15 protein-coding genes are annotated in these 18,669 nt (G+C 58.7%); 8 read left to right on the top strand and 7 right to left on the bottom strand.

The window, feature by feature from the left end; all coding sequences use genetic code 11:
- Positions 1–34 precede the first annotated feature (34 nt).
- Positions 35–1,255 carry a serine/threonine transporter SstT gene (gene sstT / locus ACQRBV_RS25615; protein ID WP_060752433.1) on the bottom strand — a complete coding sequence of 407 codons (1,221 nt, stop codon included), beginning with the start codon at positions 1,253–1,255 and terminating at the stop codon, positions 35–37.
- A 240-nt stretch (positions 1,256–1,495) separates the two neighbouring features.
- Between sstT and ACQRBV_RS25610 the strand changes: the two genes are divergently transcribed.
- Positions 1,496–2,653: an MFS transporter gene (locus ACQRBV_RS25610; protein ID WP_411984712.1), complete on the top strand. Its 1,158-nt coding sequence runs from the start codon at positions 1,496–1,498 to the stop codon at positions 2,651–2,653.
- A 4-nt stretch (positions 2,654–2,657) separates the two neighbouring features.
- Here the strand turns inward: ACQRBV_RS25610 and nhaR are convergent, their stop codons facing one another.
- Complete coding sequence (gene nhaR, locus ACQRBV_RS25605; RefSeq protein ID WP_060752435.1) at positions 2,658–3,560, bottom strand: transcriptional activator NhaR; 903 nt, start codon at positions 3,558–3,560, stop codon at positions 2,658–2,660.
- A 135-nt stretch (positions 3,561–3,695) separates the two neighbouring features.
- On the opposite strand from nhaR, the gene ACQRBV_RS25600 reads away from it, so the two are divergent.
- From ACQRBV_RS25600 to mnmH, 4 genes are all read left to right on the top strand, one after another.
- Positions 3,696–3,944 carry a hypothetical protein gene (locus ACQRBV_RS25600; protein ID WP_060752436.1) on the top strand — a complete coding sequence of 83 codons (249 nt, stop codon included), beginning with the start codon at positions 3,696–3,698 and terminating at the stop codon, positions 3,942–3,944.
- 31 nt (positions 3,945–3,975) lie between these two features.
- Positions 3,976–4,725, top strand: a complete 750-nt coding sequence (locus ACQRBV_RS25595) for a TerC family protein (protein ID WP_090372100.1) — start codon at positions 3,976–3,978, stop codon at positions 4,723–4,725.
- Positions 4,726–4,818: 93 nt separating this feature from the next.
- Complete coding sequence (selD, locus tag ACQRBV_RS25590; protein ID WP_060752438.1) at positions 4,819–5,853, top strand: selenide, water dikinase SelD; 1,035 nt, start codon at positions 4,819–4,821, stop codon at positions 5,851–5,853.
- The gene (gene mnmH, locus ACQRBV_RS25585) at positions 5,853–6,956 is read left to right on the top strand and encodes a tRNA 2-selenouridine(34) synthase MnmH (protein WP_411984711.1); all 1,104 of its coding nucleotides are present in this window, start codon (positions 5,853–5,855) and stop codon (positions 6,954–6,956) included. The genes selD and mnmH overlap by 1 nt, the downstream gene beginning before the upstream one ends.
- Positions 6,957–7,251: 295 nt before the next feature.
- On the opposite strand, the gene ACQRBV_RS25580 is transcribed toward mnmH, so the two are convergent.
- On the bottom strand, positions 7,252–8,307 hold the full coding sequence (locus tag ACQRBV_RS25580) for a permease (RefSeq protein ID WP_090372095.1): 1,056 nt from the start codon (positions 8,305–8,307) through the stop codon (positions 7,252–7,254).
- 44 nt (positions 8,308–8,351) lie between these two features.
- Positions 8,352–9,053 (bottom strand): histidine phosphatase family protein, encoded by a 702-nt coding sequence (locus ACQRBV_RS25575; RefSeq protein ID WP_104993246.1) that lies wholly within the window; start codon positions 9,051–9,053, stop codon positions 8,352–8,354.
- 165 nt (positions 9,054–9,218) lie between these two features.
- Between ACQRBV_RS25575 and ACQRBV_RS25570 the strand changes: the two genes are divergently transcribed.
- The 3 genes from ACQRBV_RS25570 to hemB all read left to right on the top strand — a co-directional run bounded on the left by ACQRBV_RS25570 (position 9,219) and on the right by hemB (position 11,883).
- On the top strand, positions 9,219–9,917 hold the full coding sequence (locus ACQRBV_RS25570; protein WP_060752442.1) for a glutathione S-transferase N-terminal domain-containing protein: 699 nt from the start codon (positions 9,219–9,221) through the stop codon (positions 9,915–9,917).
- Positions 9,918–9,934: 17 nt separating this feature from the next.
- Positions 9,935–10,777, top strand: a complete 843-nt coding sequence (locus tag ACQRBV_RS25565) for a PhzF family phenazine biosynthesis protein (protein WP_104993247.1) — start codon at positions 9,935–9,937, stop codon at positions 10,775–10,777.
- A gap of 131 nt (positions 10,778–10,908) precedes the next feature.
- A complete protein-coding gene (gene hemB / locus ACQRBV_RS25560; RefSeq protein ID WP_060752444.1) occupies positions 10,909–11,883 on the top strand; it encodes a porphobilinogen synthase in 975 nt (324 codons plus the stop codon).
- A 59-nt stretch (positions 11,884–11,942) separates the two neighbouring features.
- On the opposite strand, the gene ACQRBV_RS25555 is transcribed toward hemB, so the two are convergent.
- From ACQRBV_RS25555 to ACQRBV_RS25545, 3 genes are all read right to left on the bottom strand, one after another.
- Entirely contained in the window at positions 11,943–12,341 is a 399-nt protein-coding gene (locus ACQRBV_RS25555) for a hypothetical protein (protein WP_411984710.1), read from the bottom strand.
- Between the two features lie 762 nt (positions 12,342–13,103).
- The gene (locus ACQRBV_RS25550) at positions 13,104–17,822 is read right to left on the bottom strand and encodes an RHS repeat-associated core domain-containing protein (RefSeq protein ID WP_411984709.1); all 4,719 of its coding nucleotides are present in this window, start codon (positions 17,820–17,822) and stop codon (positions 13,104–13,106) included.
- Positions 17,823–17,993: 171 nt separating this feature from the next.
- Complete coding sequence (locus ACQRBV_RS25545) at positions 17,994–18,608, bottom strand: LysE family translocator (RefSeq protein ID WP_104993251.1); 615 nt, start codon at positions 18,606–18,608, stop codon at positions 17,994–17,996.
- Positions 18,609–18,669: the final 61 nt, after the last annotated feature.

Genomic DNA, 18,669 nt, shown 5'->3' with positions numbered 1-18,669 from the left:
AGGCCGGTTCCTGAGTGAGCCGGCCTGGAGGGGGTCAGGCCGATTGCTCTTCCTTGCCCAAGCAAGCGGCAGCGGTAAACAGCACATCGGTGGACGAGTTCAGCGCGGTTTCCGCCGAGTCCTGAAGGACACCGATGATGAAGCCGACGGCAACCACCTGCATGGCGATCTCGCTGGGAATGCCGAACAGGCTGCACGCCAGGGGAATCAGCAACAGCGAACCACCGGCCACACCCGAGGCTCCGCAGGCGCAAACGGCTGCCACTACGCTGAGCAGCACGGCGGTAGGCAGGTCGACCGAAATCCCGAGGGTGTGTACGGCTGCCAGGGTCAACACCGTGATGGTGATCGCGGCACCGGCCATATTGATGGTGGCGCCCAGCGGAATCGACACCGAGTAGGTGTCTTCGTGCAGGCCCAGGCGCTTGCTCAACGCCAGGTTCACCGGAATGTTCGCCGCCGAGCTGCGGGTGAAGAAGGCGGTGATGCCACTTTCGCGCAGGCACATCAACACCAGCGGGTAAGGATTACGGCGCAGTTTCCAGTACACGATGGCCGGGTTCATCACCAATGCCACGAACAGCATGCAGCCGATCAGCACGCCCAGCAGATGGGCGTAGCCGAGCAGGGCGCCGAAGCCGGAGGTGGCCAGCGTCGATGCCACGAGACCGAAGATGCCCAGAGGTGCGAAGCGAATCACCACGCGCACCATCAATGTCACGCCGTTGGACAGGTCGTCGATCACCGTGCGGGTCGTCTCACCGGCATGGCGAATGGCGACCCCCAGGCCGATGGCCCAGGCCAGGATGCCGATAAAGTTGGCGTTCGCCAGGGCATTGATCGGGTTATCCACCACGCTGAGCAGCAGGCTTTGCAACACTTCGCCGATTCCGCCCGGAGCGCTGACCGTGGCGTCGTGAGTGGCCAGTACGAGCGTCGAGGGGAACAGCGTGCTGCCGATCACCGCCACCACGGCGGCGGCAAAGGTGCCGAGCAGGTACAGGAACAGGATCGGCTTGATATGGGTTTGCTGGCCCTGTTTATGATTGGCTATCGACGCCATCACCAATACAAACACCAGGATCGGCGCTACGCCTTTGAGCGCGGCGACAAATACCTTGCCGATAAAACCGGTGGCCTTGGCCGCCTCAGGCGCAACGAGTGCCAGGAGGATGCCGGCTATCAGGCCGAGGAGGATTTGCGTGACCAGGCTGACGCGGGCTAGTCGTTGCAGAAGGGAAGGGGCAGCAGTCATAAACACTTGTCTCTAATTTTTTGAAGGTACAGCGGCGCACGCAGAAAAGGCTGTAGGACGCGAGGGCGCGAAGTCTAGCATGTCGTCATCGGTACCCCGGACGCTGCGACATCGCGTCGCCCACACTTCAGGGCTTTCGCCAAACCAGGACACACTCTGTTAAGATTCTTGCCTCTCATCTTTCCTCTCCGTCAGCGAGGCCTTCGGGCTGTCGTTGATGTCGTTGTTTCTGGAGTTTTCATGCTGTTTCCCATCCTGCTGCTGTCGGCTGCCGGTTTTACCGTGCTGACCACAGAATTCGTCATCGTCGGTTTGTTGCCGTCCATTGCCCGCGACCTGAACGTCAGTGTGTCCCAGGCGGGGCTGCTGGTGACGCTGTTCGCTTTTACCGTGGCAGCCTTTGGCCCGTTTCTGACGGCGTACTTCGCCCGCTTCCCACGCAAGCGCCTGTTTATCACTATCCTGGTCATGTTCGGCGTGGCCAACACCGTGGCGGCCCTTGCGCCGAATATCTGGATGATGGCGCTGGCACGCTTGATCCCGGCCCTGGGTTTGCCGGTGTTCTGGGCCTTGGCCAGTGAGACCGCGGTCGATATCGTCGGCCCGGAATACGCCGGACGCGCGATCGAGAAAATCGGCTTCGGTATCGTCTGCGCCACGGTATTTGGTATTCCCGTGGGGACGTTGATTTCGGACATGTTCGGCTGGCGCACCGCGTTTGCCATCCTGGCGGTGGTGGCGTTGGCCAAGGCGCTGCTGCTGTTTCTCTATTTGCCGGTGACCGCGCCGAAGAACGATCAAGTGACGCTGCGCTCGCAGTTCAAGATCCTGCGCAACCCGCTGATGCAGGGCCATATCCTGTTGTCGATCCTGGTGTTCAGCGGCATGTTCACCGCCTACACCTATCTGGCGGACATCCTTGAGCGCCTGGCCGGGTTTGACGGCACGCTGGTGGGTTGGTGCCTGATGGGCTTTGGTGCGGTCGGCTTGATCGGCAATTCCCTGGGTGGACGTGCGGTGGATCGGCACCCGTTGATTGCGTCCATGGTGTTCTGCGGTTTCATGATCGCGGGCATGGTGGCGCTGGTGCCGGCGATTCACTCCACGATCGGCCTGGCGGCGGCGATGGCGGTGTGGGGCGTGACCCAGGCGGCGATGTTCCTGGTCAGCCATGTGCGCTTGATGAAGGCCGCGCCCCATGCTCCCGCGTTTGCCGCGTCGTTGAATATCGCCGGGGCCAACCTGGGGATCGGCCTGGGGGCGATGGTCGGCGGGCATGTGATCGACACCCTGGGCCTGGGCAGCCTGGGCTTTGCGGCGTCCGGGTTCATTCTGGTGTCGATCCTGCTGGCGTTGTGGCTGATGAGCGTCCGACAAACGCACGCGGCCAGCGCCTGACGCCTCAGGGCAGGGCGGTAAACAGTTCCCTTCGAGCACCTTCGGTAATGGCCACGATGCCGGGGTGCTTGACCTTGCGTTCTACCGAGATCGCGTAAAACGACTCGGTCACCGCGACGGTCTGGCCGATCAGCGCCACGCCGTACTGGCGCACCACCTCGTCGGCGATCACGCTTGGCGCGATGAAGACCCCGCTGCCGGATTGGCCAAACGCCTGCATCAAGGCGCTGTCGTCGAACTCGCCGATGATCTTCGGTTGGATCTGCTGCTCGGCAAACCAGCGCTGCAACCGGCTGCGCACCACGGTTTCCGCTCCCGGAATCAACAGCGGTGCGCCCTGCAAGCACTGTGGGAAGTCGCCACCGTATTCGTCAGCTAATGCCTGGGTGGCGAAAAAACTGATGCCGCATTCGCCCAACTTCTGGCTGTAGCCTTTGATATCCAGGTGCGTAGGCATCGGGCTGTCAGAAATCACCAGGTCGAGGCGCTGGATCGCAAGGTCAGCCAATAAGCGTTCGAGTTTATCCTCGCGGCAGGTGATCCGAATCGGCTCGCTCAACTCCATGGTCGGCGCGATCAGCCGATAGACGATCGATTTGGGCACCACATCCGCCACGCCGACCCGAAACAGGATCTGCTGCTCATTCGGTTGGGCGCGCAGCATCGCCTCCAGTTCATTGCCGGTCTGGAACATCTGTTCGGCGTACGGCAGTGCCCGGCGCCCGGCTTCGGTCAACTCCAACTGGCGCCCGACGCGCTGAAACAGCGCTACACCGAACGTTTGCTCGAGCAGGCTGATTTGCCCGCTGATGGTCTGGGGTGTGAGGTTCAACTGCTCACAGGCGCGCACAATGCTGCCGGTCTTGGCCACCACCCAGAAGTAATGCAATTGCCGGTAATTGAGCATAGGGGTCTACAGTTCGTTAAATTCGAAGTATATGTCATAAAAATACGAATTTTACTGAACTGTTCGCCTGCATAGAATGCCTCGCTATCGCAGGGCCACTATTTGGTCCCTCTGGTTCTAAGAGAGGAATACATCATGAAACTCAATTATCTGGGCGCGGCCTCGTTGCTTGCGCTTTCATTGGTAATGGTTGGCTGTGATCAAGTGGAAAAGAGTGCGCAGCAAGTGATGGGCAAGGCTACCGAGTCGGCCAAGCAAGCCATCGATGAAACTCACAAGGCCGCCGAGCAGGCCCTGAGTGAGGCAACCCAGGGTTTGATCAGCCCTGAGAAGAAAGACAAGGACGCTGAAAAGGCTTCCGAGTCCGATCGCAAAGAAACCTAATTCCCGAGCCTCACCACGTCAGGACTGACCTATGGATTACCTTTTACAACTGGCTGCAAGCCCTACCGCCTGGGTGGCGTTGGCTACCTTGATCGTGATGGAAATCGTGCTGGGCATCGATAACCTGATCTTTATCTCGATCCTCACCAACAAATTGCCGGAGAAACACCGGGCGAAAGCACGTCGTATCGGCATCAGCATGGCGTTGATCCTGCGCCTGGGCCTGTTGAGCACCATCGCGTTCATCGTGCAGTTGACGGCGCCGGTGATCGAAATCTTCGGCCAGGCATTTTCGTGGAAAGACATGATCCTGATCGCCGGTGGCTTGTTCCTGGTGTGGAAGGCGACCACTGAAATCCACCACAGCATGGACCCGGAGCCGGAAGAGAAGGTCAGCGCCGGTAACGGCGTGTCCATCGGCTTTGCGGCGGCCATTGGCCAGATCCTGATGCTCGACTTGGTCTTTTCCATCGACAGCATCATCACTGCGGTGGGTATGACCGAGCACCTGCCGATTATGATCATTGCCGTGGTGGTGTCGGTGATTGTGATGCTGGTGGCGGCCGAGCCGTTGGCCAAGTTCATCAACGACAACCCGACGGTGGTGATGCTGGCCCTGGGCTTCCTCATCATGATCGGTATGACCTTGATCGCCGAAGGCTTCGGCGCCCATGTGCCAAAAGGCTATGTATACGCGGCCATGGCGTTCTCGGCGGTGATCGAGTTGCTGAACATGGCGCGACGCAATCGCCACAAACGCCTGCTGGCTGCCAAGCAGTAAGGCTCGATAGGCAAAGGCCAACTGCGCTCCGTGAGCCCAGTTGGCCTTTTGCTGTCTGGTAGACTCCACCCACTTGATAGCTTGAGGTCCTCCATGAACGAGCCTATTCGCCTCACCCAATACAGCCACGGCGCGGGTTGCGGCTGCAAGATTTCGCCCCAGGTACTGGAAGTGATCCTGGCCGGCAGTGGCGCGCAGAATCTCGACCCCAACCTGTGGGTGGGGAATGCTTCGCGCGATGACGCGGCGGTCTACGCCATCGACGACGAGCGGGGCGTGGTCTCCACCACTGATTTCTTCATGCCGATTGTCGATGACCCCTTCGACTTCGGCCGCATTGCCGCGACCAATGCCATCAGCGACATCTACGCCATGGGCGGCGACCCGCTGATGGCCATTGCCATTCTCGGCTGGCCGGTGAACGTATTGGCACCGGAGATTGCCCGGGAGGTCATCCGCGGTGGCCGTTCGGTATGTGACGCGGCGGGCATCCCGCTGGCCGGTGGCCACTCCATCGACGCGCCGGAACCGATCTTTGGCCTGGCCGTGACCGGGATCGTGCAAAAGCGCCATATGAAGCGCAACGACACCGCCACGGCCGGGTGCAAGTTGTATCTGACCAAGCCGCTGGGCATCGGCGTTCTGACGACTGCGGAAAAGAAGAGCAAATTACGCGAGGTCGATGTGGGTGTGGCCCGCGACTGGATGTGCACCCTGAACAAGCCGGGCAGCCGTTTCGGCAAGTTGGCCGGCGTGACGGCCATGACGGACGTCACCGGATTCGGCCTGCTCGGCCACTTGGTGGAAATGGCCGACGGCAGTGGCCTGACGGCGCGCATCGAATACGCCAAAGTGCCGCTGCTGCCGGGCGTCGAGCATTACCTGGATCAAGGCTGCATGCCCGGTGGCACGTTGCGCAACTTCGACAGTTATGCAAGCAAGCTGGGGCGTCTTCAAGAATTGCACAAGCGTGTGTTGTGTGACCCGCAGACCAGTGGTGGCCTGTTGATTGCCGTGACGCCGGAGGGTGACGCCGAATTTCATGCAGTGGCCGCCGAAATGGGCTTGAGCCTTGAGCCGATTGGCGCGTTGGGTGAGCGACAGACCCACGCGGTAGAGGTGTTTTGATGGCGACTGATTTCACCGACTACCGCGACATCTTCCTCAATGACCGGCCAATGATGGATACCCGTGCGCCGATCGAGTTCACTAAGGGCGCGTTCCCCGGGGTGATCAACCTGCCGCTGATGACCGATGACGAACGTCAACGGGTCGGCACCTGTTACAAGCAGCAAGGCCAGCAGGCTGCCATTGTGCTGGGGCATGAACTGGTGTCCGGGGCGATCAAGGCAGAGCGCATCGAGCAGTGGGCACAGTTCGCCAAGGCCAACCCCGACGGGTACTTGTACTGCTTTCGTGGTGGGCTGCGTTCGCAGATTGTGCAGCAGTGGTTGAAGACCGAGGCGGGTATTGAATATCCACGCGTCGGCGGTGGCTACAAGGCCATGCGCACCTTCCTGCTGGACACCCTGGAACAGGCAACGAACGCATGTGATTTTGTATTGCTGGGCGGCATGACGGGCACCGGCAAAACCGAAGTGCTCGGTCAGTTGCGCAATGCCCTGGACCTGGAGGGGCACGCCAACCACCGCGGTTCCAGCTTCGGCAAGCGCGCTACGGCGCAGCCATCCAACATCGATTTCGAAAATCGCCTGGCGGTGGACCTGCTGAAAAAACGCGCGGTCGGTATCGAACAGTTTGTGGTCGAGGACGAGAGCCGCATGATCGGCAGTTGCGCGCTTCCCCTGCCGTTGCATAAAGGCATGCAGACGTTTCCGATGGTCTGGCTCGAAGACAGCGTGGAGGGGCGTGTTGAGCGAATCCTGCGTGATTACGTGGTCGAACTCTGCGCAGAATTCATCGGGGTGCATGGCGAAACCGGCCAGGCCCGCTTTGCCGAGCGCCTGACCCAGAGCCTGGCCAACATTCACAAGCGCCTGGGCGGTGAACGCTTCCAACGGCTACAGGCGATCCTGCAGGACGCCTTGGCGGAACAGGCGCGCAGTGGTGCAGTCGACCTGCACCGGGAGTGGATCGAAGGGTTGCTGCGCGAGTACTACGACCCGATGTACGCCTTTCAAAAGCAAAGCAAAGGCGCCCGGATCGAGTTTTCGGGAGAGCAGGGCGCAGTGGTGGAGTATCTGCGTGAAAGGCTGGGTCGATCTTTCTGAGCCGATACAGACAATCCGCATCTGATCAAATCTATCCGGTCTTGCCCGCATGACGGCTGAGATTCGCTGCTTGCCGTGCTTTTGATCTTGTTTTTGATCTTGATCTTAGGCGCCCCGTCAAACCACGCTGGCCGAACGCAGGCTTGAATCCGTGGGTAACCCGGCAGGACGCCGGGTTAGCCGTCCTGGGCCAGGGATGGCCAATAGGTCGCCACGGGAGCAAGCTCCCTCGCCACAGGTTTCAACCTGGCACAGATACCCCGGTTGTCGCAGTGCCACCAGCCTCTGAGAGTCACTAGAGAATGACGGCCCCGATCAACCCACACACCACACCCACCAACATGGTCAACCCGGCCACCGTCACCAGCACCCGTGCATCGAAGTCTTTGCGCAGCATCAGCAGTGACGGCAGGCTCACGCTCGGCAAGGTCATCAGCAAGGCCACTGCCGGGCCGGTGCCCATGCCGAGGGTCATCATGGTTTGTACGATAGGGATCTCGGCGGCGGTCGGAATCACGAACAAGGTGCCGACAATCGCCAATGGCACCAGCCAGAGCAGGCTGTTGGCCATGGCGCCATCCACATGGGGGAACAACCACACTCGCGCTGCGCCCAGGATCAGTACGGCCAGGATATAGACCGGGATGGTGCTCCAGAACAATTGCCACAGGGTGCGCAGCCAACGGCTCAGGAACGGCTGCGATTCGACGACGCTGACCTCTGAAACCGCCTCCAATGCGGCATCGGGCACCTGCTCCGGTCGCGCAATGCGTTGGGCCACCAGCGACACGCCCACCACCAGCACAATCCCCGCCACCAGGCGTAAGGCCGTAAAACCCCAGCCCAACACAAAGCCCATGAATACCAGGGTGGCCGGGTTCAGCACCGGGTTGGCAATCCAGAACGCCAACGCCGCTCCCACCGATACTTGCTGACGGCGCATGCCTGCCGCCACCGGCGCCGCGCAGCAACTGCACATCATCCCCGGCAGTGCGAACAGCCCGCCGCGCACAGTCGATCCCAGCCCGGCCTTGCCAAACAGGCGCAGCAGCCAGTCGCGGGGAATCAACACTTGCAGAAGCGAGCCGAGAATCACCGCCAGCACCGCCGCTTTCCAGATGGCCAGGAAATACACCTGCGCATACGCCAGCGCGGCCATCAGCGGCGCGGTTTGTTGATCGTTGAGGATTGACGCACCAATGCTGTGGTTATCCGCTGCCACGAATGCCTTGAAGTAGTAGGGCGACCACTTCACGTAGTACAGGCCGACGCAGGCAACCAGGAGAAACAAGGCGGGTTTCCACCAGAAAGACCAGCCCCGGGCGGGCTGGGTAGACGTGAGGTTGGGCATGCTGATGATCCGAAGCTGAGTCAATAGCGGTGCATCATACGCCCTCAGATGTCAGCGCTCACCTGGGTGGCATCCGGGCAGGTCTGCTGGCCATTGTTCAAGCCCTGTTGGTAGTTGCGGCTCAGCAACGACGCTTTGCCGTTGTGCCAGGTCAGCGTCAGCACATACAACGTGTCGTAGTCGTTGCCGGACCAGTCGTGGGCGATGGTGTACTTCGAGCCCACCGCTTCGCTGGCGACCTTGTTGATCAGTTCCGGCAGGTAGCCATGGGACCAGGCGGTGTAGATGATCGAGTTGTGGTACTTGTCTTCCACCAGTTCGTCGGCGAGGGCGCTGGTGTCGTTGGCGGAGAACTTGATATTCACCGGCAGGCCGAGCTTGATGGCGCTGGGGCCGATGGTCATCAATGGACGAATGTAGCTGTAGGAATTGTCATGCTCACCTTCCTCGACATTGCGCGTCGGGTTGGAGGCAAACACATAGTTGGCCTTGCCGAACTTTTCCGGCAACACGCTGGCCAGGTTCATCGCACGGTTGAGGCCCTGGCAGTTGAGCTGGCCCAGGCCGCCGGCAGGCTTTTCACCGTGGCGCAGGAACACCAGCGTTTGCACGCCATCCACCGGCCCGGCATTGATGAGCGGGGATTCGAGGACCAAGCCGATTGCTCCGCCGAGTAACAGCAATGATGGCAGTAGGTAGGTGTAGCGTTTGAATCGTTGCACAAGGCGCAAAGGTGAAATGGTCATTGTCAGTTCGAGTCTGCTTTCAACGTTTTGGCGCACGTAAGAGTGCATTTTGGCGCGTTGGTTCGCCTGCGCGGCAGCCTAGCTTGGCTATGTTGCGTAATGATGACCCATGCAGGGCGAGGCCCGGATGACTATGATGGGGGTTTTCAGCCTGGGAATTTTCCGATGAATGCACTTGCCGCTTTCCCGATCAACAGCAAATGGCCCGCCCAGCATCCGGAGCGCCTGCAACTGTATTCGTTGCCGACGCCCAACGGCGTCAAAGTGTCGATCATGCTGGAAGAGCTGGCTTTGCCGTATGAAGCGCACAAGGTCAGCTTCGAGACGCAGGACCAACTGTCCCCCGAGTTCCTGTCCCTGAACCCCAACAACAAGATTCCTGCGATCATCGACCCTAATGGTCCGAGCGGTCAGCCGTTGGCGTTGTTCGAGTCCGGCGCGATCCTGATCTACCTTGCGGAAAAGACCAGCCAACTGCTGTCTGAGGACCCGGCCACGCGCTATGAAACGATCCAATGGCTGATGTTCCAGATGGCCGGTATCGGCCCGATGTTCGGCCAGGTGGGCTTTTTCAACAAGTTTGCCGGCCAGGCTTATGAAGACAAGCGCCCGCGTGACCGTTACGTCGCGGAGTCTCGGCGGTTGCTGGAGGTACTGGAAAAACGCCTGCTGGGCCGCACCTGGATCATGGGCGATGACTACAGCATTGCCGACATCGCCACCTTCCCGTGGATTCGTAACCTGATTGGGTTCTACGAGGCGGGTGATCTGGTGGGGATCGCCGATTTCCCCAACGTGTTGCGTGTGCTGGACGGGTTTGTGGCGCGTCCGGCGGTGATCCGTGGCCTGAGCATTCCTGGCTGAGCCCTGAAGAGTTGAATATGCGGACTTTCGATTTCAAGCAATTGGATGTATTCAGCGGCGTGCCGCTCAAAGGTAACCCACTGGCGGTAGTGCTGGGCGCCGACAGCCTTACCGATCGGCAGATGGCTGACTTTGCCAACTGGACCAACCTCAGCGAAACCACCTTTTTGCTGGAGCCGCGTGATGCGCGGGCCGATTACCGGGTGCGGATTTTCACCACCCTCACTGAGCTGCCGTTTGCCGGGCATCCCACGCTGGGGAGCTGCCATGCATGGTTGCAAGCGGGGGGCCTTCCGAAGGGCGAAGAGATCATCCAGGAGTGCGAAATCGGCCTGGTGCGGATCCGACGTCGAGGCAATGAGTTGGCGTTTATCGCACCGCCATTGTTGCGTTCCGGTTTGGTTGAAGCCGCTCTGTTGGAGCGCGTGCGCCTGGGGCTCGGTTTGGCCCCGGAGGCGATTGTGCGCAGTCAGTGGGTCGACAATGGGGCGGGATGGATGGCAGTGATGCTGGCTGAGCGTGACCAGGTACTGGCCTTGCAACCGGACTATGCGCAACTGCAGGGTCTGGCCGTGGGTGTGATTGCTCCCTGTGACCCTGAACGTGATCCGGTAGACACGCAATTTGAAGTGCGCGCTTTCATCGCCGGTGACGGCGCTCCGGAAGATCCCGCCACCGGCAGTTTGAATGCCGGCGTGGCTCAGTGGTTACTGGGTGAGGGCCTGGCGCCCGAGCGCTACGTGGTCAGCCAAGGCACGGCTATCGGGCGAGCGGGGCGCATTTACGTTGAGCGCCAAGGCGCTGAAATCTGGATCGGTGGCGCGGTGACAGGCTGTATCGAAGGACGCGTACAGCTCTAGATCAATAAATTGTTACGCGCCACGCAATACACTGTTGGCCCCTTGGCGTTTGTGCTGCCGGGGCCTCGGGGCATAAGCTTTGGCCCCAAAGATTTCGCTTCTACTGTTTTTAGCCTTCAGCCAGGAAAACCATGACCAGCCAGTTCCCACAAGCCCGTCCACGCCGCCTGCGCCGCTCTGAGCAGTTACGCGGATTGTTCCAGGAAACCGAATTCACCCTTAACGACTTGGTATTGCCCATTTTCGTCGAAGAAGAAATCGACGAGTTCGTGCCGATCACCAGCATGCCGGGTGTCATGCGGATCCCCGAGAAGAAACTGGCCGGTGAAATCGAGCGCTTTGCGCGTGCCGGGATCAAGTCGGTGATGACCTTCGGCGTGTCTCATCACTTGGATGCCGATGGCAGCGATACCTGGAAGGAGCGTGGCCTGGTTTCGCGCATGTCCTCGATCATCAAGGACGCCGTGCCGGAAATGATCGTGATGTCCGACACCTGCTTCTGTGAATACACCGACCACGGCCACTGCGGCGTGATGCACGGTGCCCACGTCGATAACGACGCTACCCTGGCCAACCTCGGCAAGCAAGCCGTGGCCGCCGCCCGTGCCGGTGCCGACGTCATCGCACCGTCGGCGGCGATGGACGGCCAGGTCCAGGCCATCCGCCGCGCCCTGGATGACGCAGGCTTCACCCACATCCCGATCATGGCCTACTCCACCAAATTTGCCTCGGCCCTTTACGGCCCGTTCCGCGAAGCGGGCGGCAGCGCGCTCAAAGGCGATCGCAAAAGCTACCAGATGAACCCGATGAACCGCCGCGAAGCGGTACGCGAATCCCTGCTGGACGAACAGGAAGGCGCGGACGCCCTGATGGTCAAGCCAGCCGGCGCTTACCTCGACATCATCCGCGACATCCGCGAAGCCTCGCGCCTGCCGGTGGCGGCGTACCAGGTAAGTGGCGAGTACGCGATGATCAAGTTCGGCGCACAAGCCGGAGCGATCGATGAGGCGCGAGTGGTACGGGAGACGCTGGGGTCGATCAAGCGTGCCGGGGCGGATTTGATTTTTACGTATTTTGCGATGGACCTGGCGTTGGCGGGGATCTAAGGGGACTGCGCGAGCCTGTGACGGGGGAGGATGCTCCGCACAGGTTTGGTTTGTTTTGTTTACCAAGTTGATGGGTCTTCGAGGCTGGCTTTTTGGAGGTCGTCTTTCCAGACTTCGTTGGCTAGTCGATATATGTCTGCGAAGAAGCCTCGAGGGTCAGCTATTTCCGTCTCGTCCCAGGCCATCGTTATGTATTCGTCGTAGTCATTTTCGAACTCTTTCGAAAAGTCGAATTCGGTGTTGTCTAGTGCATCCCTGAGAGCAGACATCAATAAGAAACGATGTCTGTATGACAGGTACATGAGGTCTTTCAAGATATAAGAAATTATAATTTTTTTCCTATCCTTCTCATTGTTAGGGTTGTATTTTCGTAGTTCTCTTCCAACTGTTTTCTCGATGTCATATATCGACAATGCCCCTAATATATGAGAGATGTTAGGGGTGTAAGGGGTATTCATGAATGGACATTTCAGCATTGTCTGCTCACTTGGGGAATGCGGTGAAAGGTCGAGTTGGGTTGTTTCTATCAAAATATAATTTCCGTGCGCTCCAAGTTTTTTGTGAAATGTTTTAATGTAAGGTGCTGTTGAGTCTTATTGTATGGAGTAGCTCGTGGAGTATCACATTGCTATGGTTGGCCAATTATTTATTAACAGAGACGCGATTGCGCACCAAGTTTTACAAACGCTTTCAAAGTCTTGGCTTAGCAGCAAGCCTGTGGCGGGGAGTTGCTCTACACAGGTTTGGTTTGTTTGTTTTGCTTAACTCCGAACACCTGCGATGTTCTAATTTAGGTGAGCCTAAATAAATCATTTCTTCTCTTAGAAGATCTATGATTTATATGCCTATGCTAGTGAAAGGTAACGTCAATTCTCTCAACTTTCAGTTTGATAAAGTGGTCGTTACACTCAGGGTGGTCATAGTGCAAATCTTCGTCATTTAGGGTCGTGAAGGTATGGAGTGAATCATTGCATAGCTCTCCATATAGAAAGTATGAGTATCCGCACCCCGCCCACTCGGCAAGGGTATTCCTCGGTTGGGCCCTTTCAATATGGTAGTCATCGGCGAGATTTATTGTTAACTCTACGTCATAAGTATTTCCAATCATTATTTGATATGGGCTGTAACTGATAAAGCAATTTATAACTGTGCCCTCAATAAGTAGTGTTACATCTTCTTCCACATGGTCGTTAAGTGCCAATACTTTGGCTTTTTTATAGTTATTGGTTGTAGGGTCTGATTGTTTTGTCATTGGCATCTCCATTTATCATTTTCCAGAAGTCTTTTCCGCTTTTACTATGCAGGGTGGTTATGTCCCCATTTGTATTCGTTCCGGCAAATGCAAATTTAGCCTGTCCTCTTCTATTTGTTCCCATAAGTAAAACATAGCCGATCGTTGGCTTACCCTTGTACGAATATTGAACCGGTATGCCTTGGTTTATAACATGTTGCGCAGTGAGTAGATATTCATGGCTGTTCTCGACACCGAATTCAGGTCCATGTTTCTCGTAATGCTCGTTGAGTTTTTGCTTGCTGGCGAATTCTGTCGGCCGCTTGCTTGCAGATGGTGCTCCAGGTTCACCTATATGTACCTTAGCGCTACTTGCAGCGTCTTCAACAGCCCCTCTCGGTTTGCACCCATCCCCACCAGGACATGTGCTCAACCCCAGCGGATCCACCCACCCCGTAGGATTCGGCACGTACTGGTACGCATTGATCCCACCCGCCAGCTTCACCGGATCCGGCGTCAGGTAGCGACCAATATCCGGATTGTAGTAGCGATGACGGTTGTAGTGCAGCCCGCTTTCCGCGTCGAAATACTGGCCTTGAAACCGCAACGGATTGTCGATTTTGCCGACATCAAGGCGGGCGATTTCGCCGTAGGCGCGGTAGTGCGCGGACCAGACGATTTCGCCTTCGCTATCGGTCAGTTCCTGCGGGGTGCCGAGGTGGTCGAGTTGGTAGTAGTAGGGTTTTGTTTCTTTTGGCCCAAAACCTTCCAGTAAAACCAATGGGCGGAAGCTGTCGGGTTCGTAGAGGTAACTGCGATGGCGCTCCGCATGATGCTCGGCAATCAGCTTGTCGCCTTGCCAGAAAAACTCCGTGGTTGTGTCATCCACGGTTTTGCTGATGCGCCGCCCAAATGGGTCGTAGCGATAGTGGGCGGTTTGCCCGTTGGGTGTGGTGAGGCCAATCAAACGGTGTTGGCAGTCGTAGCGGTATTCGGTGACGAGTTGCTGGCCTTTGCCGCGTCGTTCGCGGATGAGGTTGCCGAAGGCGTCGTAGTCATAGTGATGATCGCCCTGGATCATCAGGCGATTGCCCGCAACGATGTCCGGACCAGGGCGGTTCTGCATCAGCAGGTTGCCCGCCGGGTCGTGGCCGAAGCGTTCCTGTACGTCTTGCGAGTGGTTGGCGCGGGTCAGGCGGGCGAGGGGGTCGTAGTGGTAGTCGTGCTGGCCCTTGCGCGTGTCGAGCAGGCGGGTGAGGTTGCCGGTTTTGTCGTAGTCGTATTGGCGTTGGTAAAGAATGTGTTCCTGCTGGGTGATGGCGTGGGCGTGCAGGCGGTGCTGGTCGTCGTAGTGGTAGTGGCTGAGCAACTGGCCTTGTTGGCGTTGGTGTTCGCGACCGTTTTTAAACAGGTGTGAGGTGAGCAGCGCACCGTTGAGTTCAACCGTGGAAAGGTGACCGCCTTTGTCATGGTTGAACACCAGACGGTTGTTGTCTGGCAGGCGCAGGTGCTTTAACTGACCACAGGCGTCATAGCCGTAGCGCAGGGTGCCCCAGCCCTGGTGTTCGGCGGTGAGGCGATTCTGGACGTCGTATTCGTAGGCCAGCGCCCAATGACCGTCGTCGACACTGAGCAGGTTGCCCTGGCGATCGTAGGCGTATTCAACGACTTCGCCATCGGCAAGGGTTTTTCGTACGAGGCGCCCGGCGTGGTCGCGCTCATACCGCGTAACCAGCTGACTACCATCGTCACCGTGTTCGGTCTTTTCCAGCAGATTGCCGTTGAGGTCGTAGGCATACGCCGTGCGCTGGCCGTCAAAGCCGATTTCTTGCTGGATCAGGCCGTTGGGGTGGTAATCAAGCTGATAGGTTTCGCCGGCTTCGTTTTCAATCGCGGTGAGCAACAACCGTACGTTGTCGTAGCGGTACTTGACCTGGGTGCCGTCGGCATTGAGGCGGCGGCTGATCAGGTGCAGGCCGTCGGCGTATTCGTAACGGGTGACGTGGCCGAGTTCGTCGCGTTCGGCGGTGATTTTTCCGTAGGGGTTGTAGCTGTATTCCCGACACGCACCGCCCGGCAAGACCACGCGAACCAGGCGGCCCACGCTGTCCCACTGGTACTGGGTCAGCGCACCGTGCTCATCCTCACGCGCCACCTGCCGCCCAACGTCGTCATAGCGATAACGCTTGAGAGCGCCATTGGGCAGTTGCTCCTCCAGCAACTGGCCGCGCTCATTCCAGACCAGCCGATGACAGCTGTGATCGGGATACCAGACGCCCGTCAGTTGCCCGGATGGGTTGTAGCTGTAGTCGGTGATGTGCCCGGCGGGATCCGTCCGACGCGTCACGTCGCCCTGGTCATTGCGCTCATATTTCCAGACCGCCTGACCCCGTCGCACCACGCGTACGAAGCCGTTGTCATGCTCGTAGGAGGTTGGTTCGTCGTCCCCCGGAAACACCGCCACCAAGCGTCCGGCATCGTCGTACTGATAGGCCGTCACCGCGCCCAGCGGGTCTTGCTCGACCGTCAGCCGGCCCTTGTCGTCGTAGGACTTGAAATGCTCGGCGCCGTCCGGATCGATACGCTGTACCAGCCGTGCGCGCTGGTCATGCACGTAGATTTCCTGGCTGCCGTCGGCGTTAAACACCGTGACCTGGCCGTCGTCACCCCAGGTATAACGCGCGTCCATCTGCGAAAAGCTGGCCCAGTGCCGGACACAGCGCGCCGCCTTGCCGGACCGTTCCCATTCCCAGTAGAAACTCGCGCCACCGGCCAACTGCCGTTCAAGGATGACGTGCTGATCGTCGTAGCGATAAACCTCGCGTTCACCCACGGCATTGGTCGCACACACCAGTCGGCCTGCGTCGTCATAGGCGTAGGACACAACGTTGTGTTCGGTCATCCAGGTGAAGGCTTCATGACCTTTGGCGCGTTGAACCTGATAGTCCACCGCCACAATGCGCCCAAGCTCATAGCGCAAGAACAGCGAGCGGCCGACGCCGTTATCCAAGCGTTCAATGCGCCCCGAACGATCCCGCACAATGCGCAGCCGGTTGTCGTACGCATCGCTGATGGCGGTGAGCACACCGTCGCAAAAGTGGTAGAAGCGCGTCGCCTGGGCCAGCACTAATTCATCGGGCAGAGCGCCCAGGTAGATCGCCGCTTCGGCCAGACTGTTGGTGATTGCGGGTCGCGACGCAGTGGGCAGTGGAAATTCAGTAGAGCGGTTTTCATGATCGGTCCACACCACCGAATCACCTGACACCGAAAGCCGATGCGCCAGCGCATGACTCCAGCCAAACCCCAACCCACAATCCACCTCCACGGCACTGGTGCGATACAGCCGCGTCCACTCAAACGGCAACACGCCATCCAGCGTGCCATCGGTCAGCGTCAGCAATTCCTCGCCAGTGACCATCGACACCGGGCAGCCATGGGAGGCGGTCTTGTCCGCCGATGCCGAAGCCTCCCCATTGAGGTTTTTCCCCGAGGCCGGCACATCGTCGACAGGCTCCTGCCTGACCAGTACCGTACGTTGCGTCGCCTTGTCTCGCACTGCCGTCACGGGGTTGGAAACTAAATGATCGCCAGCTTTCAACGGCCCAACCGGCACCGTCTTGATCGGCGTCGGCACACTGCTCAGCAACAGCGGTTTCAGCGCTTCGGCATGGGGCTCCAGAGGTGGCCCCACCAACTGATTCGCCAGCGTTTCCAGCCAGCCACGCACCCGCCCGGATTTGATATGCCCAAATACCTGGGCTCCCAGCCGAAGTTGCACGCCCATGCCCCGGGTGGCCCAGATCAGAAACAGGTTGATCAGTACTTCACCCGTGATTTCACCCAGCAGCTCATACATGTCTGGCGGCGGCAGCATGCGTATCCAGGCGACCATGGCTGATAGGTAAATGAACAGCAGTGGCTCGTCGCTGAGCACGAGCAAGCCCTGTGCAACGGCCTCGCTGCTCAGTTTCAGTAGTTGATCAAGTTCAGTTTGGGAGAGGTACTGCAGCAGTTTCTGGCTGTTGGGCTTGATGTCCGCCAGCAGGTCACAGAGTTGCGTGATGTTGTCCCAAAGGTTGTAGAGGGCTTGGGCGATTCCGCTTGAGAGCGCCACACTTTGCATCACACTGCGTTCCAAAGGCGCGGCCTTTGAAAAGTCGCTCCACCGGGCGTTGAAGGTCTGCGTCCATTCCTCGCGCAGGCGGGTCTCGAGCCCCGCGATCACCGATTGATAAGACGCATACAGCGCCTTGACGTGATCCTTGGATACGTCGGGATAGAATGTGACTTGATAACGCTGATCACGCGTGCAGCCCTGGACTTCAAGGATGCCGCTGGGGCCGATGGTGTCATGGATGGGCGGCCCCACCGGGCTGCCATCTGCTGCAATGGCTTGCAGCGCCACGGGTGTATTGCCGATGGGCACGAACTGCGTGCTTTCGAACATATGCACCAGGGTCAGTGAACCCTGGGCTTTGCACATGGCAACGGTGGCGCTGGGCGCCTTGGACGAACCCGGAGCGGTCAGTGCGACGTCGTCGCCGACCTTGAAGACCTGCTCAAGATCCAGTGCCGAACCGCTCCAAAAGCTTTCAGCCCAGTCGTCGAAGGTATTCAGGCAGGTTCTGAAATCACGCAAGACGTGTTCAACGTCCGGCGTTTTGGCGTCCATGGGGGCCAGGACAAACCTGGCAATCACCGGGATCAAAAGGCAGCCCTATCGGGCAAGGTGGTTACGGAGAAGTACATCGGCGGTCCCTCGCACTGAATGATCAGGCGAAGGACTTTGGAGAGGTTTGTAAGGAAAAGAAGCCGGACCTATTCGTCAACAGAAGTAGGGCGTTTCAGTAGTTTTTGTCCTCCATGATCGTGTGGCCCTTTAACGCTGCGCAAACGCCAAGTTCAACCCCAAGCCCGCAAAGGCCGCTGCAAAACTGCGACGCAGCCAGTTCTGCACTTGTGGGGACTCGATCACCGCGCGGCGAAATAGGTTCGCCAACAGGCCATACAGGATAAAAACCGCCAATGTCATCGCCATGAATACGCCGCTCAGCACGATCATCTGCAAGGCCGGTGCCGTGCTGCCTGGCGTCACGAACTGGGGCAGGAAGGCCAGGAAGAAAATCGTCAGTTTCGGATTGAGAATATTCAGCAAGAATCCGCGCAGCATCAAGCTACTGGCCGTTGAAACAATTGGCGTGTCATTCATGGCGAAGGCCGAGCGGTCGCGCCACGTGACATACGCCAGGTACAGCAGATAGGCCGCTCCGGCAAACTTCAGCGCCTCGAAGGCCAAGGCACTGGTGTGCAACAGCGCGGATAAGCCAAGGATAGACGCCAACAAGTGAGGAATGATCCCGCAGGTACATCCCAGTGCGGCGAGGATACTGGCACGTTTGCCCGAGGTCAGGCCGGTGGAGACGGTAAAGATCACACCGGTACCGGGGATCAGCACGACGATCAGGCAGGTGACGAGGAAGTTCACGCTGAGCATGGCATTCAAACTCCTTGTACAAATGGTCGATGAACGATCCTGTCACGTTCGGTCGTGACTG

The sequence above is a fragment of the Pseudomonas sp. R11F genome, assembly GCF_050312575.1.
GTDB classification, from domain to species: Bacteria; Pseudomonadota; Gammaproteobacteria; order Pseudomonadales; family Pseudomonadaceae; genus Aquipseudomonas; species Aquipseudomonas palleroniana.
The sequence above is the reverse complement of the archived record's forward strand: the minus strand, read 5'-3'. Positions and strand labels throughout refer to the sequence as shown.